The organism is Mesorhizobium sp. C268A (assembly GCF_040324475.1).
Lineage (GTDB): Bacteria > Pseudomonadota > Alphaproteobacteria > Rhizobiales > Rhizobiaceae > Mesorhizobium.
Genome location: NZ_JAMYVX010000001.1, coordinates 1,059,650 through 1,074,197, shown reverse-complemented (window position 1 = coordinate 1,074,197; position 14,548 = coordinate 1,059,650). Strand labels below are relative to the sequence as shown.

The window sequence follows — 14,548 nt, the reverse complement described above, 5'->3', positions numbered from 1 at the left end:
ACGAAGAAGAAGCCTGCCCCAATCAGGCTCCCATTGCAGGCTATACGGGCGAAAGCCTGCGGGGCGCTACGCCAGTGGCAAGCTTGCGTTGGCGCAGCCTGGCCGACAGCGTGGGCACGCCGTTCACTGTGTTGCCTGGTAGAGCTCCGAAGCAGCCTCCTTCAGGGCGCGCCGGCCGCCCGGCCTGAGATACATCATGTGGCCGCCCTCGATGACGTCGAGACGGATAGGTTTTGCCCCGCCGAGCGTCGGGATTTGGCTCACCAGATAGCGTGAGGCCAGATAGGGAGTGACCAGATCGGTGTCGCCGTTGACGATCACCACGCCGAGCCCCGGGTTGAGCGAGCGCGCCCGCTGCAGATCGTCCATCACCCCGGCATAGCCTTGCCGCGAGCCGCCATAGTCCCAGGCGTGGGTCACATCGCCATTGAGCAACCTGTAGCTGACATCGGTGCGAAAATTCAGCTCGTCGCGCGCATAACCGACAAAGGCCGAGGTCAGCGCCGGCACGCTGCGGTCGAGCACCGGATCCGGGCCGGCGCTGCGGGCGCTCTCCGGGGCGATGTCGCTCGTGGCGATGGTGCCGTCATACGGGCTGAGCACTTTTCCACTGGGGCGCTGGAATTCGCGCGCGAACAGGGCGGTCGGGATGCGGGCGGAATTGCGCTGCACGAGGTCGAGCGGCAGGCCGGTGATCTCGGCCACGCGCTGGCTGGCCAGCCGCCCGCCCTGTTCCAGCCCGCCGGTCAGAGCCGTGAGGTAGTCGCCCAGCGCATACTTTTCGACCTCGGCGAGCTTTTCGCGCAGTGCTTCGCCGCTGAGGCCTTCGCTGCGCAGGCGCACCGCCGCCATCGAGGGCAGTTCCAGCGCCCAATGCAGCGGCTGGAATTCGTCGGGCAGCACCAGCGTGAACTCCAGTGCAGGCGAGATCAGCACGATGCCGTTGGGGCTCAGGCCGACATCTTCCTGCAGGGTCCTGGCGAGAAGTGCCGCGCGGAACCCGCCATAGCTTTCGCCGGCAAGGAAGAGCGGCGATCCGGTGCGGCCGTTCTGGGCGAGATAGAGCCGGATGAAAGCGCCGATCGAACTGGCGTCCTGGCTGACGCCCCAAAAATCTTTTGTGTCCTGGCCGGGGGCCTCGTGGCTGTAGCCGGTGCCGACCGGATCGACGAAGACGAGGTCGGTCATGTCGAGCCAGCTGTCGGGATTGTCGATCAGCTTTTGCGACGGCGGCAGGAATTGGCCATCGGGGCCTGTCGCGACGACACGCGGGCCGAGTGCGCCGAGATGCAGATAGGCGGATGCCGCGCCCGGGCCGCCATTGAAGACGAAGGTGATGGGGCGAGCCTTCTCCGCGCCCGCCAGTGGCGGCAGCGTATAGGCGACATAGAAGATTTCCGCGGTGACCTCGCCCTTGCCGGATAGCAGTGACAGCGTGCCGGCCTTAGCCTGATAGTCCAGCTTGCGCCCGGCAATGGTGATTGAATGGCTGGTCGTCTGCGGTGCCGGCAGCAGCGACAGCACGCCGCCTGCCGGTGCGGGGCGCTCGGGCGTTTCGGCGAGGACTGGCTGCGCGAAGGCTGCAAGCACCAACAGGGTAAGCGAGATCAGTTTCAGCTTGAACGGCATGATGTCTCCGCGGGAATGACTCTGCTTAGGTATGGCCGGGGCGGTCGAAGTCAAAGTAACTCTTCGTGAGGTAGCATTCCTTCAGCCCCCTCTGTCCTGCCGGACATCTCCCCCCACAGGGGTGGAGATTGGATGTCGCGACCGCCTTCGCTAATCGCCGGCGTAGAAAGCGCCATCGGCGAAGCTGCAGATCTCCCCCCTGTGGGGAGGTGGCCGGGCCAGAGGGGGGCGCTGTCTCGCTGGCATATCAGTGCTATCAAAGCGCGACGGACTCGAAAAGGAATGCAACATGGACGCCACCGAACTCAAAGCCATGCAGGCGCCGCTCAAGGAGGCCTATCGCGGCGATGCTACGCAGGCGCTGATCACGCTTCGCGCCAAAGGCTCCATCGACGACCAGTCGATTGCCTGCAAGGTCGAGACGGGCAGGGCGCTGGCGGTCGCCGGCCTGCATCCGGCGACCGGCGGTTCCGGGCTCGAATTGTGTTCGGGCGATATGCTTTTGGAGGCGCTGGTGGCGTGCGCCGGCGTGACGCTGAAGGCAGTGGCGACGGCGCTGGAATTCAGGCTTGGCGCAGCCACCGTCGAGGCCGAAGGCGATCTCGACTTTCGCGGCACGCTGGGCGTGGCCAAGGACGCCCCCGTGGGCTTTCGCGCCATCCGGCTGAATTTCAACCTCGACACGGATGAGCCGCAGGATCGCATCGACGCGCTGATCAAGCTGACGGAACGCTATTGCGTGGTCTTCCAGACCATCAACAGCAAGCCGGAGCTGACGGTGAAGGCGCGCGCCTGATCTCCCCCCTTGAGGGGGAGATGTCGCCGAAGGCGACAGAGGGGGTCGGGCCGACTGGACGCGACGCCCTTTGTGCGGAAGGAGGTTGGCACTCTACGCGAGGCGACCCCTCTGGCCTGCCGGCCATCTCCCCCTCGAGGGGGGAGACTGCGCTACTGCGCCGCAGGCTCTTCCGCGTCGCCCTCATCGGTAAACGGGGAGGCGCTCGGCACGCAGTTGACCGCCCAGCCGGCCGGCGTCGGCTGCTTCTGATATTCGGTAATCGCGTTTGTGCACTGTTCGCGGGTGTCGAAGGTGCTGGGCAGCACCACCATGCCGCCTTGCGGGCCGGCGATCACCAGGTACCAGACCAATGCTACGCTGGGAGCAGCCATGGGAATTCCTCGCTTTGCTGGGTGTCGGAATCGGGTCGACCCTAGCAACTCCCGGCTGATGGCGAAAGCAGGGCGATGGGGGAGGGACCTGCCGGACCATCACAGACCCGTGAACGAACCGCTCCCAGACGTCTCTCAGTTCGCGGCAAAGCAGTAGAACAGGCCGTCGCCGCCGGTGCCTTTCAGCGCCTCCTGGCTGCAGCCGCCGCGCGAGGCATGCGAGGAGTTCCAGGATTTCGCCGCCGCCGACTCATCAAGGCCGGTGCGGTCGTGATGGCCCATCATCGCCGCGCCCTCCGCCCCGCTCAAGGTCCAGTCGCCGCAGGTCTGGTCGGCGAGCTTGGTGCCGTCAGGCTTCGAGCCGGTCAATATGTCGTGCCGGTTCGGCTTGTCGCCGCGGCCGTTGACCACCTCGCCCTTTTCGTTGAGCGCCGTCTGCTTGGTGATGGCGTTGGCGTCGCTGTGCAGCGAGGCGACGTCATCGGCAATCTTCTCCCCCTTGGCGTTGACCCAGGGACCCTTGCCGATACGGTCGCGCGCATCGACATTGGCGCTCGAGAGATAGGCGTGCCATTCCTTGCCGGTAACCCCAGCCGCTTCCGCCAGCGAGGCGCAATGCGCGTCGGCACCCTTGAGACCGCCGAGATCGGCGCCCTTGCCGGAACCGACGCTGGTGACGAAGAAACTCATCTTGGCGTCTTGCGCCAGCGCCACGCCGGCTGTGGCGGCAATCGCGGCGGCGGCAACGAGAAGAAGTCTACGCATGTCGGTCCTCCGGTTTCGAATGTCCTACATTCGAAGAAACGTAACTGGAGGCCTGTTTAATCCCGCTACAACCCGGTTTATTCCGGCTGCCGGTAGGCGACGAAGCGGTTGTTCTTGACCTGGAAGATCAGCCCCGTCTCTTTCATCTCGGGGCTCGCCAGCGGCACGATGCGTTTTGCCACCTCTGACGGGTGCGGCAGCGTTTCCGGATCCTCGCCGGGCGCGGCCTGCGCACGCATGGCGGTGCGGGTGGCGCCGGGGTCGACCGCATTGATGCGGAGCGCCAGGCTCTGCGTCTCATGCGCCCAGGAACGCGTCATGGCTTCCACAGCCGCCTTCGACGCCGCATAGGGCGCCCAGAAGGCGCGCGCCGAATGCGCGGCCCCGGACGACATGAGAATGGCGCGGCCGGCGTCGGACAGCCTGAGCAGCGGGTCGACCGAGCGGATCAGCCGCCAGGTCGAGGTGACATTGATGGTCATAACCTTCTCGAAGGTTTTGGCCTCGACATGGCCGATCGGCGAGATGACGCCGAGCACACCGGCATTGGCCACCAGAATGTCGAGCTTGCCCCAGCGCTCGTGAATGGCGCCGCCCAGCCGGTCGATGCCGGCCATGTCTGAGAGGTCGAGAGGCACCAAAGTCGCTTCGCCCTTGCCGGTTTTCGCGCGCTCGGCCTTGATCTGGTCGTCGAGTTCTTCAAGCCCACCGACGGTCCGGGCAACCGCAATGACATGCGCGCCGGCGGCGGCAAGTTCCCTGGCGATGAAGTAGCCGATGCCGCGCGAGGCGCCGGTAACGACCGCGACGCGGCCGGAGAGGTCGAGGGTCATGCGAGCGCTTTCAAGGATAGCAGTTGGGCTTTACGCCCCGTTGTTCGCCAGCAGCGACAGCGTGCGCACATTGTCGTGGCCTTCGAAGTCGAGCAGGCGGGTCGGGTACTGGCCGGTGAAACAGGCGTCGCAGAATTGCGGCTGCTCATTGTCGCGGCTGGCTTCGCCGACGGCGCGGTAGAGCCCGTCAATGGTGAGGAAGCCGAGCGAATCGACACGGATGAACTCGGCCATTTCCTCGATCGACATGCGCGATGCCAAAAGCTTCGACTTCTCCGGCGTGTCGACGCCGTAGAAGCACGACGCGCTGGTCGGCGGCGAGGCGATGCGCATATGCACTTCCTTGGCGCCGGCGTCGCGCACCATCTGCACGATTTTCTGGCTGGTGGTGCCGCGCACGATCGAATCGTCGACCAACACCACGCGCTTGCCCTCGATCATCCGGCGGTTGGCGTTGTGCTTGAGCTTGACGCCCATATGGCGGATCGAATCGCCGGGCTGGATGAAGGTTCGGCCGACATAGTGGTTGCGGATGATACCGAGTTCGAAGGGGATGCCTGCCGCCTGGGAGAAGCCGATTGCCGCCGGCGTGCCGGAATCCGGCACCGGCACGACGATATCGGCCTCGACCGGGCTTTCCTGCGCCAATTCGGCGCCGATACGCTTGCGCACTTCGTAGACATTGCGGCCTTCGACCGAGGAGTCCGGGCGGGCGAAATAGACATATTCGAAGATGCAGAAGCGGGTCTTCTGCGGCTCGAAGGGGAACAGGCTCTCGATGCCCTTCGAGGTCACCACGACCATTTCGCCGGGCTTCAGGTCGCGCACGAAGCGGGCGCCGATAATGTCGAGCGCGCAGGTTTCGGAGGCCAGGATCCAGGCGCCGTCGAGGTCGCCGAGCACCAGCGGGCGGATGCCGAGCGGATCGCGGCAGCCGATCATCTTCTTGGAGGTCATCGCAACCAGCGAGAAAGCGCCTTCAACCTGACGCACGGCGTCGATGAAGCGCGAATTCAAATCGCGTTCCTTGCTGGTGGCAACGAGATGCAGCAGCGTCTCGGTGTCGGAGGTCGACGAGAAGATCGCGCCCTGTTTCTGCAGCGCGCGCTGCACGGTCATGGCGTTGGTGAGATTGCCGTTATGGGCGACGGCAAAGCCGCCATCGGCGAGTTCGGCGAAGAAGGGCTGGATGTTGCGCATGCCGGCGCCGCCCGTCGTGGCATAGCGCGTGTGGCCGATGGCACGGTTGCCTTGCAGGCTGTCGATGACGTGCTGCTTGGTGAAGGTGTCGCCGATCAGGCCGACATGGCGTTCGACATGGAACTGCGTGCCGTCATAGGAGACGATGCCGGCCGCTTCCTGGCCGCGATGCTGCAGCGCATGCAGGCCTAGCGTTACGATGGCCGCAGCGTCCTGCCGGCCGAAAATGCCGAACACCCCGCATTCGTCGTGGAAATGATCGTCTGCTTCGGCGGAAAGCACGTCGTCCGCGTCTGCCTTCGAAACTGCCATGGGGCTCAAGCTCCGCTAAAATGGCCATATAGTGCGATAGCACCGCGAAAGCAACGTAGTCAGGCCGGAACTGCCGGGATGGCGCCTGTCCGGCACCATCCGTCCGAATCAGTTTGCCGGCGCGGCCGGGGCCGGAGCAGCGGGCGCGGGTGCGTTATCGGCCGGAGCGTCGGTCTCGTCGTCGGGCGCCGGCGTATCGTCACCGGTTGCCGGAGCATCCGCCGCCGGTGCATCGGCCGCCGGAGGCGTCTCGGCTGCCGGCTGATTCGGATTGAGCTTCTTCAGGATGGCGTTTTCCGGATCTTCGGGCAGCAGGCTTTCCAGCTTGGCGCCGATGGTCTCGAGCAGCGGCTTCGACTTGGCGTTGGCGATCCAGGCAGGGGCCTTGGCGCCGGCCAGCCAGTTGAAGAACAGCAGCGCCACGGCGACTACGAGGACGCCGCGCGCGGCGCCATAGAGGAAGCCCAGCGTACGGTCGAGCGCGCCGATCCTGGAATCGATGATCCAGTCGGCAAGCTTCATGGTGATGACGGAAACGACGATCAGCGCGATGAGGAAGACGATGCCGGCGGATGCCGCCATGGCGATCTTGTCGCTTTCGACATAGGGCTGAACGTAAGGCAGCACCGGCTTGTAGAAGAAGAATGCCGCCGCGGCGGCAGCCGCCCAGGACACGACGGACAGGATTTCGCGTGACAGGCCGCGAACCATGGCGAGCATCGCCGAGACCAGGGTGAAGCCGACGAGAATTCCGTCCAGCAGCGTAATCGGCATGTCTTTCGCCCCACTCAGATTGTCTTTTCACGGCTCGGGCGAGCCGCGTCAATCTTCCACGTCGACACGGCTGCGCCGTGAGCCGGCTATGCGTGCGACGAGATCGGCAAGTTCGGTCGGCTGGAAAGCGCCGGCCCCGATCCCCCCGACAACCTCCTCGCTGCCCAAGGGCAGAACCGCACTTCCAAAACCCAGCTTTTCGGCCTCTTTAAGGCGCTGCTGCGCATGCGCAACCGGCCTCACTGCGCCCGACAGGCTGATTTCGCCGAAATAGACGCAATCGGCGGGAAGGGCAAGACCGGTGAGCGACGAAACCAGTGCAGCGGCAACCGCCAGATCGGCCGCCGGCTCGGAAATCCGGTAGCCGCCGGCGACGTTGAGGTAGACATCGTGGGTGCCGAAGCGCACGCCGCAATGGGCTTCGAGCACGGCAAGGATCATCGACAGCCGTGCGCCGTCCCAGCCGACGACGGCACGGCGCGGCGTGCCCAATGTGGACGGCGCCACCAGCGCCTGGATCTCGACCAGCACCGGACGTGTGCCTTCCATGCCGGCAAATACCGCGGCACCCGGCGATTTTGCGTGGCGTTCGCCGAGGAACAGCTCCGACGGATTGGCGACCTCGCGCAAGCCCTTGTCCGACATCTCGAAGACGCCGATCTCGTCGGTCGGCCCAAAACGGTTCTTCACCGTGCGCAGGATGCGGTAGTGATGGCCGCCTTCGCCTTCGAAATAGAGAACGGCGTCGACCATGTGCTCGACGACGCGCGGACCGGCGATCTGGCCTTCCTTGGTGACATGGCCGACCAGCACGATGGCAGCACCGGTGGATTTGGCGTAGCGGATCATCGCTTGCGCCGAGGCGCGCACCTGGGTGACGGTGCCGGGCGCCGAGTCGGCCATGTCGGTCCACAGCGTCTGGATGGAATCGAGGATGACGAGGTCCGGCCTTCTGCCATCGGCTATTGTTGCCAGGATATCCTCGACATTGGTCTCGGCGGCAAGTTCGACCGGCGTGTCGGCGACGCCAAGCCGCTGCGCCCGCAGCCGGATCTGCGCGACAGCCTCTTCGCCCGAGACATAGACGATGCGGTGGCCTTTTGACGCCAATGCTGCTGCGGCCTGGGTAAGCAGCGTCGACTTGCCGATGCCGGGATCGCCGCCGACCAGCAGCGCCGAGCCGCGCACGAAACCGCCGCCGGTGGCGCGGTCGAGTTCGCTAATGCCGGAGATGATCCGCGGCGCATCCTCGATGTCACCGGACAGGCTGGTCAGCACCACGGCGCGGCCCTTGCGCGCATTGCGCGTGTTGGCCGGTCCCGAGCCGATGCCGCCCGAGGTGCCTTCCTCGACCAGCGTGTTCCACTCGCCGCAAGCATCGCATTTACCGGCCCAGCGCTGATGCACCGAGCCGCAATTCTGGCAGATGAACTGGACGCGCGATTTAGCCATGGAGTGATGCTGCCTGCAAATGACCGAAGGAGGGTGATCCTGCACACCCCCCTCTGTCCTGCCGGACATCTCCCCCGCAAGGGGGGAGATTGGCTATCGTCGCTGCTTTCGCCAATCCCCAACGTCGCAAGATGAGCGCCATTCGCAAAGCTGCTGATCTCCCCCCTTGCGGGGGAGATGGCCGGCAGGCCAGAGGGGGGTGTGACGGAGCGCTGCGGTAGGCCAAAAAGCTACTCGAACCTCTCCGCAATATGATGCTCTTCGGCGAGGTCGGAAAACCGTGTGAACTCGCCATGGAAGGCGAGGCTCACCGAACCTGTCGGGCCGTGGCGCTGCTTGGCGACGATGACTTCGGCCTTGCCGCGCATCTCGTTCATCTCGTGTTCCCACTTGATGTATTCGTCGGTGCCGGGCTTCGGTTCGCGGTTCTTCAGATAATATTCCTCGCGGTAGACGAACATCACCACGTCGGCGTCCTGCTCGATCGAGCCGGATTCGCGAAGATCGGACAGCTGCGGGCGTTTGTCTTCGCGGCTTTCGACCTGACGCGACAGCTGCGACAGCGCGATGATCGGAACGGAGAGTTCCTTGGCCAGCGCCTTGAGGCCGGTGGTGATCTCGGTGATTTCCTGCACCCGGTTCTGCGACGATTTCGCGCTCGACCCCTGCATCAGCTGGATATAGTCGATGACGATGAGGTCGAGGCCGCGCTGACGCTTCAGCCGCCGCGCCCGCGCCGACAGCTGCGCGATCGAGATACCGCCGGTCTGGTCGATGAACAGCGGGATCTTCTGCATGGTCTGCGAGCAGGCGACCAGCTTTTCGAAATCCATCTCTGAAATCTCGCCGCGGCGGATTTTTGACGACGAAATTTCCGTCTGTTCGGAAATGATGCGGGTGGCGAGCTGCTCGGACGACATTTCCAGTGAGAAGAAGCCGACGACGCCGCCATTGGCTGCCTTGAACGAGCCGTCGGCCTGTTGCGCCGGCTCATACATCTCGGCGATGTTGAAGGCGATGTTGGTGGCTAGCGATGTCTTGCCCATGCCCGGACGGCCGGCAATGATGATCAGATCCGACGCCTGCAGGCCACCCATGCGGCGGTCGAGATCGCGCATGCCGGTGGCGAGGCCCGACAAATGGCCGTCGCGCATATAGGCGGCGTTGGCCATGTCGACGGCGGTCTTGACCGCGTCGGTGAAGCTCTCGAAGCCGCCGTCGTAACGGCCGGTTTCGGCCAGTTCGAACAGCCGCCGCTCGGCATCCTCGATCTGTTCGGACGGCGCCATGTCGACCGGCGCGTCATAGGCGATGTTGACCATGTCCTCGCCGACGGTGATCAGTGCCCGGCGCGTGGCCAGATCGTAGATGGCGCGGCCATAATCGGTGGCATTGACGACGGTGACGGCTTCGACCGCCAGACGAACCACATATTGCGCCACCGTCATGTCGCCGACCTTCTCGTCGGCCGGCAGGAAGGTTTTCAGCGTGATCGGCGTCGCCACCTTGCCCATGCGGATGAGCTCGGCCGCGACCTCGAAGATTTTCCGGTGCAGCGGCTCGTAGAAATGGCCGGCCTTGAGGAAGTCGGAGACGCGGTAGAAGGCATCGTTGTTGACCAGGATGGCGCCGAGCAGCGCCTGTTCGGCCTCGATGTTGTTCGGCGCTTCACGATAAAGCGGTTGCTGCTCCGCCACGCCGAATTTTCGCGCTGCCTCTGCCATGATGTCCCCGATTTTGATCCCGGCTTCTCGATATCAGAACGAGATAAATCGGTGCTGACCTTTCTGCATCACCGCACGACCAATCAACCTCGATGCCCCGTTGTTCACAGGGGCGGCAAACCGTCCACAGAAGAGTGTTTCCACGCCCCGATTCCGGTTGACTCAGAAAGGCGCTGACTTTTACCCGAGTCGTTGGAACAGAGCAAGAACAATCTCGGTGTTTATCCACTTCTTCCGTCCAATGTATCGCCCCAGTCCAGCCGCCGCGCTGCCTTGAACAGCTCGCCCTCGCGCTTGGTGAAAAGTGTCTCGCCGGCGCCGCCATCCGGCTGGCACAGTTTGAGCAGCACCTTGCCGGAGCCCGATTTCGGCGGCGCAATCACGCGCGGCTGACGTACAGGCGCGGGTTGCCGCGACGCCGCGACGTAGATGAATTTCTCGTCCTCCCACGGCACGTCGGCGTCTTTGGCCAGGCGATGAAGGCGCGAGCGGGCGACGCGGCGCGAAAAATGGCACCAGTCGGGCGGCTCAAGCGGGCAGGGCGCCTCATGCGGACAAGGCGCCAGCACGTGCGCCCCGGCCTCCAGCAATTGCCTGCGCACTGCCAGGATGCGCTGCCAGCCTGCCGGTGTGCCGGGCTCCACGATCAGCAGTGTGTCGCCGGTCAAATGCCAGAGCCGGCCGACAAGCTTCGGCAGCGATGCCGGCGCGATCTCGTCCAGCACATAGGCGCAGGTGACCAGATCGGCAGGCTTGAGATCGGCAAGGTCGATGGTCACGTCGCCGGCGCGCCAGTCCATCCTGGTGGCGATGGTATCAAGGGCGAGCGACTGGCCAACCTTGCGCACCGCGGCGCTTGCTTCAAGCAGAACCGCCTCTTCGAGGTCGGGCCACAGGTCTGTAGTGGCCCAAAGCACCGTGCCAGGACCGGCGCCGACATCGAGCAAGCTCGTTGGCTGGAAATCGGGCCGCGCATAGGCGAGTTCGTCGAGACCGGCCCGTACCGCCGCGTAGGTCGCCGGCAGCCGCGTCGCCAGATAGGCTTTTACCGCCATCTCTTCGGCCATGTGCGGGCGGCCGTCGCGCAATTCGGCGCGGTAGCGGTCAGACAGCGTCTTCGCCGCCTGTCGCAGCACCGCCAGCGGTATCGTTTCGAGCAGGCGCTCGACGCCTTGTCGCAGCGAGGCGGGGAGTTCCACGCTCAGGCTCCGCGTGCCGCGAGCACCGAGGCGCGGGCGAACTCGACAAGGGTGGTGGCGATGGTGGGCAGGCAGGTCATTAAAAGGTCTCGCGAGAACGAGACCTTTTTCAGTGTCAGAGCCGTCAATGGCAAGCGGCAATCGCAATCGAGGCGTTATTCGCGATCTGCCACCTTGCGACGGCGCGCTGGCTTGGCCGCAATGGACCTGACAGCAACGGACTTGGCGGCAGCAGACCTCGCGACAGCAGGCTCGGCGGCCGCCGTCTGTTGGCGATGCCCCATCTCGCGCATTTCCAGCGCCTTTTCGCATTTTGCCATGTAGTCGCGCGTCATTGGCAGCGTGTCGTTCTTCTTGGCGATCTGAATCTGGAAGATCACCAGATCCTGCCAGCGGAAGGCGGCTTCCGAAGCCGCCAGATAGAACTCCCACATCCTGCAGAAGCGCTCGTCATAGATGGCCTTGGCCTTGTCGCGGTTGGCGGCAAAGCGCTGGCCCCAATGCTTCAGCGTATCGGCATAGTGCAGCCGCAGAATCTCGATGTCGGTGACCACAAGGCCCGACTTCTCGATCGCCGGCATCACCTCCGACAGCGAGGGAATGTAGCCGCCCGGAAAAATGTACTTGCGGATGAAGGCGCTGGTCGCCCACGGCACGCCGGAGCGGCCGATCGAGTGCAAGAGCATGACGCCGTCGGGCTTCAACAACGTCGCCGACTTGTCGAAGAAAGTGCGGAAGTGGTTGACGCCGACATGCTCGAACATGCCGACCGAGACGATGCGGTCGAAGCGTTCGTTGAGTTCGCGGTAGTCCTTGAGGTCGAAATGCACGCGGTCCTGCAAGCCTTGCGCATGCGCCCGGTCGGTGGCGACGCCGTGCTGCTCGGTCGACAGCGTCACGCCTTGCACGTCGACATCGAAAGCCTTGGCGAGATAGAGGCCAAGTCCACCCCAGCCGGAGCCGATATCGAGCACGGTCTGGCCGGCCTTCAGCCTGAGCTTGGCGGCGATATGGCGTTTCTTGGCCATCTGCGCCTCGTCGAGCGTCATGTCCGGCTGTTCGAAATAGGCGCAGGAATACTGCATGTCGTCGTCGAGGAAGAGCCGGTAGAGGTCACCCGACAAATCATAGTGGCGCTGCACGTTGCGGCGCGCCCGTGATGCGGTGTTGATCTGCTGCAGGCGGCGAAAGGCGTGGCGCAGACCCTCGATGGCCTTCGACCAGGTGGCGTCGATACCGCCGCTGCCCATGTTCTGGAAGGCGATGCGCATCATACCCAGTACGCCGCCCTCGATGATGTCGAGTTCGCCGTCCATATAGGCTTCCGGCACGGCCAGCATCGGATCGAAGGTAATGGCGCGCTCGGCATGCGCGGTCTTGATGTGCATATGCACCGGCTCGCCGCTGCCGTCGCCGAAAACCACTGTCGAGCCCTTCGGGCCGGTGACTTTCAGATTGCCCGTACGCACCAGGCGGTCGAGAACGCGTTTCAACAGAATATTCATCACCAAATGTCCCCTCACGGTCAGACTGGCGGACCAATTCTGCAACAATATATAGGGGTTCGAAAAGTTCCATTTGGCACAAAAATGCCCGGGCGAGAGGCCCGGGCATTGGTCCAGAAAGGCTGGATGACGAGGAAGTGATTGGAGCGCTGCTCCCTCGCTTCCCGATCAGGCCCAGTGCGGGATCAGGCGTTGTCTTCTTCGCCGCCTTCGAACTCGGTGTTCGGGTCGAAGAAGTTCTCCGGCCGTGCGTTGTCGTTGATGTCATCGCCATAGATGGCTTCGGCGGTGGTCAGCGTCTCGCCCTTGGCCTGGCGCTCGGCTTCGTCGGCCGTGCGGGCGATGTTGAGGCTGATGGTGACCTCGACTTCCGGATGCAGCGCAATCGCCACATTGGTGACGCCGATGGTCTTGATCGGCTGGTTGAGCTGGATCTGGTTGCGGTTGACCGAGAACCCTTCGGCGGTCAGCAGGTCGGCGATGTCGCGGGTCGACACCGAACCGTAGAGCTGGCCTGTCTCGCCGGCCGAACGCACGGCGATGAAGCTCTTGCCGTCGAGCTTTTCGGCAACCTGGCTGGCTTCCGACTTGCGCTCGAGGTTGCGCGCTTCGAGCTGCGCGCGCTGCCCTTCGAACTTCTTCTTGTTGGCTTCGTTGGCGCGCAGCGCCTTGCCCTGCGGCAAGAGGAAGTTGCGGGCAAAGCCGTCCTTGACCTTGACGGTATCGCCCATCTGGCCGAGGCGGGAAACGCGTTCGAGAAGAATCACTTGCATGGTTTTGTTCCTTCGTCTGGGCACCGACCGCGGGATCGGCGCCGAATTGAATGGAACAGGTCAGGAAGCTCTGAGCGCCTTGGCGCCGGTGTCGCTGTCCTGCCTGTCGCGGCAGTTAGAGGCTTTTCACCTCAACTCGGGATTTCAATGCATGTCGCCAAGAGTGGTCCCGGTTTTGGGACAACGACATGCATCATCAAATTACCCCTGCGGCGCCCGTCGCCGTGGGAGAAGGAAGCGGGCGGCGAACCGCCCGCCCGAAAGTCTTAGCGAACCACGTAGGGCAGCAGGCCGAGGAAGCGGGCGCGCTTGATCGCCTTGGCGAGTTCGCGCTGCTTCTTCTGGCTGACGGCGGTGATGCGCGACGGCACGATCTTGCCGCGCTCGGAAATGTAGCGCTGCAGAAGACGCACGTCCTTGTAGTCGATCTTGGGCGCGTTGGCGCCGGAGAACGGGCAGGTCTTGCGGCGGCGATGGAACGGGCGCCGGGTCGGGATCTGATTGATGTCGACCATTATTCTGCACCTCCTTCAACGCCTTCGCGCGGACGGCGCGGACCACGATCACCACCGGCGTCACCAAATGAGCGCGGCGGACGATCGCCACGGTCGCCGCGATCACGGTCGCCGAACGAGCGCGGACCACGATCACCACGGTCGCGGTCGCCGAAGCCGCCGCGTTCCGAGCGCTCTTCGCGCTTCTGCATCATGGCCGACGGGCCTTCCTCATGCGCCTCGACCTTGACGGTCAGGAAACGCAGCACGTCCTCGGACAGGCCCATCTGGCGCTCCATCTCGTTGAGCGCTGCCGGCGGGCAGTTGAGGTCCATAAGCGTGTAGTAAGCCTTCCGGTTCTTGTTGACCCGGTAGGTGAGGGACTTCAGTCCCCAGTTCTCGACCCGGCCGACGGACCCGCCATTTGCGGAGATGACGCCCTTGTACTGTTCGACAAGCGCATCGACCTGCTGCTGCGAGAGGTCCTGCCGGGCAAGGAACACATGTTCGTATAGAGCCATAGTGGTTCAGTGCCTTTCTTCGTTTCTCTCCCGGATCCTCGCGGCAAAAGCCTCTGCAACTTCTCTGACCCGCTGGTCCCGAGGGGGCGAGGAAGAAAGGAGCATTTCGAGACGGTCGAGAGCGGAGACACGGGAGGCGGAAGCGCTTCTGGCTTCACACGAAGGTTTTGGATAAAACCTCCGGCCCTCCGTTCAGC

Annotated in this window: 14 protein-coding genes; 1 reads left to right on the top strand and 13 read right to left on the bottom strand. The window is 64.1% G+C overall.

Annotated features, from left to right (window positions below):
- Positions 1 to 123 precede the first annotated feature (123 nt).
- Positions 124 to 1,629, bottom strand: a complete 1,506-nt coding sequence (locus NKL06_RS05490) for a S10 family peptidase (RefSeq protein WP_023693976.1) — start codon at positions 1,627 to 1,629, stop codon at positions 124 to 126.
- Between the two features lie 289 nt (positions 1,630 to 1,918).
- On the opposite strand from NKL06_RS05490, the gene NKL06_RS05485 reads away from it, so the two are divergent.
- Positions 1,919 to 2,425 (top strand): OsmC family protein, encoded by a 507-nt coding sequence (locus NKL06_RS05485; protein ID WP_023693975.1) that lies wholly within the window; start codon positions 1,919 to 1,921, stop codon positions 2,423 to 2,425.
- A gap of 152 nt (positions 2,426 to 2,577) precedes the next feature.
- Here NKL06_RS05485 and NKL06_RS05480 read toward each other — a convergent pair whose 3' ends face one another.
- From NKL06_RS05480 to rpsF, 12 genes are all read right to left on the bottom strand, one after another.
- On the bottom strand, positions 2,578 to 2,799 hold the full coding sequence (locus NKL06_RS05480; RefSeq protein WP_023689120.1) for a hypothetical protein: 222 nt from the start codon (positions 2,797 to 2,799) through the stop codon (positions 2,578 to 2,580).
- Positions 2,800 to 2,934: 135 nt separating this feature from the next.
- Positions 2,935 to 3,564 carry a hypothetical protein gene (locus NKL06_RS05475; protein ID WP_023693974.1) on the bottom strand — a complete coding sequence of 210 codons (630 nt, stop codon included), beginning with the start codon at positions 3,562 to 3,564 and terminating at the stop codon, positions 2,935 to 2,937.
- A gap of 77 nt (positions 3,565 to 3,641) precedes the next feature.
- Complete coding sequence (locus NKL06_RS05470) at positions 3,642 to 4,397, bottom strand: SDR family NAD(P)-dependent oxidoreductase (RefSeq protein ID WP_023693973.1); 756 nt, start codon at positions 4,395 to 4,397, stop codon at positions 3,642 to 3,644.
- A gap of 30 nt (positions 4,398 to 4,427) precedes the next feature.
- Complete coding sequence (gene purF / locus NKL06_RS05465) at positions 4,428 to 5,909, bottom strand: amidophosphoribosyltransferase (RefSeq protein ID WP_023672714.1); 1,482 nt, start codon at positions 5,907 to 5,909, stop codon at positions 4,428 to 4,430.
- 108 nt (positions 5,910 to 6,017) lie between these two features.
- Positions 6,018 to 6,683, bottom strand: coding sequence for a CvpA family protein (locus NKL06_RS05460; protein ID WP_023672715.1), 666 nt, complete (start codon positions 6,681 to 6,683; stop codon positions 6,018 to 6,020).
- A gap of 48 nt (positions 6,684 to 6,731) precedes the next feature.
- Positions 6,732 to 8,135, bottom strand: a complete 1,404-nt coding sequence (radA, locus tag NKL06_RS05455) for a DNA repair protein RadA (RefSeq protein WP_023693972.1) — start codon at positions 8,133 to 8,135, stop codon at positions 6,732 to 6,734.
- A gap of 230 nt (positions 8,136 to 8,365) precedes the next feature.
- Complete coding sequence (locus tag NKL06_RS05450; protein ID WP_023672717.1) at positions 8,366 to 9,859, bottom strand: replicative DNA helicase; 1,494 nt, start codon at positions 9,857 to 9,859, stop codon at positions 8,366 to 8,368.
- 221 nt (positions 9,860 to 10,080) lie between these two features.
- The gene (locus NKL06_RS05445) at positions 10,081 to 11,058 is read right to left on the bottom strand and encodes a small ribosomal subunit Rsm22 family protein (RefSeq protein ID WP_023693971.1); all 978 of its coding nucleotides are present in this window, start codon (positions 11,056 to 11,058) and stop codon (positions 10,081 to 10,083) included.
- 155 nt (positions 11,059 to 11,213) lie between these two features.
- Positions 11,214 to 12,563 (bottom strand): cyclopropane fatty acid synthase, encoded by a 1,350-nt coding sequence (locus NKL06_RS05440; protein ID WP_023693969.1) that lies wholly within the window; start codon positions 12,561 to 12,563, stop codon positions 11,214 to 11,216.
- Between the two features lie 185 nt (positions 12,564 to 12,748).
- Entirely contained in the window at positions 12,749 to 13,336 is a 588-nt protein-coding gene (gene rplI / locus NKL06_RS05435; RefSeq protein ID WP_023672721.1) for a 50S ribosomal protein L9, read from the bottom strand.
- A 266-nt stretch (positions 13,337 to 13,602) separates the two neighbouring features.
- Entirely contained in the window at positions 13,603 to 13,851 is a 249-nt protein-coding gene (gene rpsR / locus NKL06_RS05430; RefSeq protein ID WP_006203718.1) for a 30S ribosomal protein S18, read from the bottom strand.
- Positions 13,851 to 14,351: a 30S ribosomal protein S6 gene (gene rpsF, locus NKL06_RS05425; protein ID WP_023672722.1), complete on the bottom strand. Its 501-nt coding sequence runs from the start codon at positions 14,349 to 14,351 to the stop codon at positions 13,851 to 13,853. The genes rpsR and rpsF overlap by 1 nt, the downstream gene beginning before the upstream one ends.
- Positions 14,352 to 14,548: the final 197 nt, after the last annotated feature.

Bases quoted from the DNA above. Each gene is read 5' to 3' on its own strand.
- NKL06_RS05475 (WP_023693974.1), bottom strand. From the start codon at position 3,564: ATGCGTAGACTTCTTCTCGTTGCCGCCGCCGCGATTGCCGCCACAGCC.
- NKL06_RS05440 (WP_023693969.1), bottom strand. From the start codon at position 12,563: ATGAATATTCTGTTGAAACGCGTTCTCGACCGCCTGGTGCGTACGGGC.
- NKL06_RS05485 (WP_023693975.1), top strand. From the start codon at position 1,919: ATGGACGCCACCGAACTCAAAGCCATGCAGGCGCCGCTCAAGGAGGCC.
- NKL06_RS05480 (WP_023689120.1), bottom strand. From the start codon at position 2,799: ATGGCTGCTCCCAGCGTAGCATTGGTCTGGTACCTGGTGATCGCCGGC.
- radA (WP_023693972.1), bottom strand. From the start codon at position 8,135: ATGGCTAAATCGCGCGTCCAGTTCATCTGCCAGAATTGCGGCTCGGTG.
- purF (WP_023672714.1), bottom strand. From the start codon at position 5,909: ATGGCAGTTTCGAAGGCAGACGCGGACGACGTGCTTTCCGCCGAAGCA.
- rpsF (WP_023672722.1), bottom strand. From the start codon at position 14,351: ATGGCTCTATACGAACATGTGTTCCTTGCCCGGCAGGACCTCTCGCAG.
- NKL06_RS05450 (WP_023672717.1), bottom strand. From the start codon at position 9,859: ATGGCAGAGGCAGCGCGAAAATTCGGCGTGGCGGAGCAGCAACCGCTT.
- NKL06_RS05460 (WP_023672715.1), bottom strand. From the start codon at position 6,683: ATGCCGATTACGCTGCTGGACGGAATTCTCGTCGGCTTCACCCTGGTC.
- NKL06_RS05470 (WP_023693973.1), bottom strand. From the start codon at position 4,397: ATGACCCTCGACCTCTCCGGCCGCGTCGCGGTCGTTACCGGCGCCTCG.
- rplI (WP_023672721.1), bottom strand. From the start codon at position 13,336: ATGCAAGTGATTCTTCTCGAACGCGTTTCCCGCCTCGGCCAGATGGGC.
- rpsR (WP_006203718.1), bottom strand. From the start codon at position 13,851: ATGGTCGACATCAATCAGATCCCGACCCGGCGCCCGTTCCATCGCCGC.
- NKL06_RS05490 (WP_023693976.1), bottom strand. From the start codon at position 1,629: ATGCCGTTCAAGCTGAAACTGATCTCGCTTACCCTGTTGGTGCTTGCA.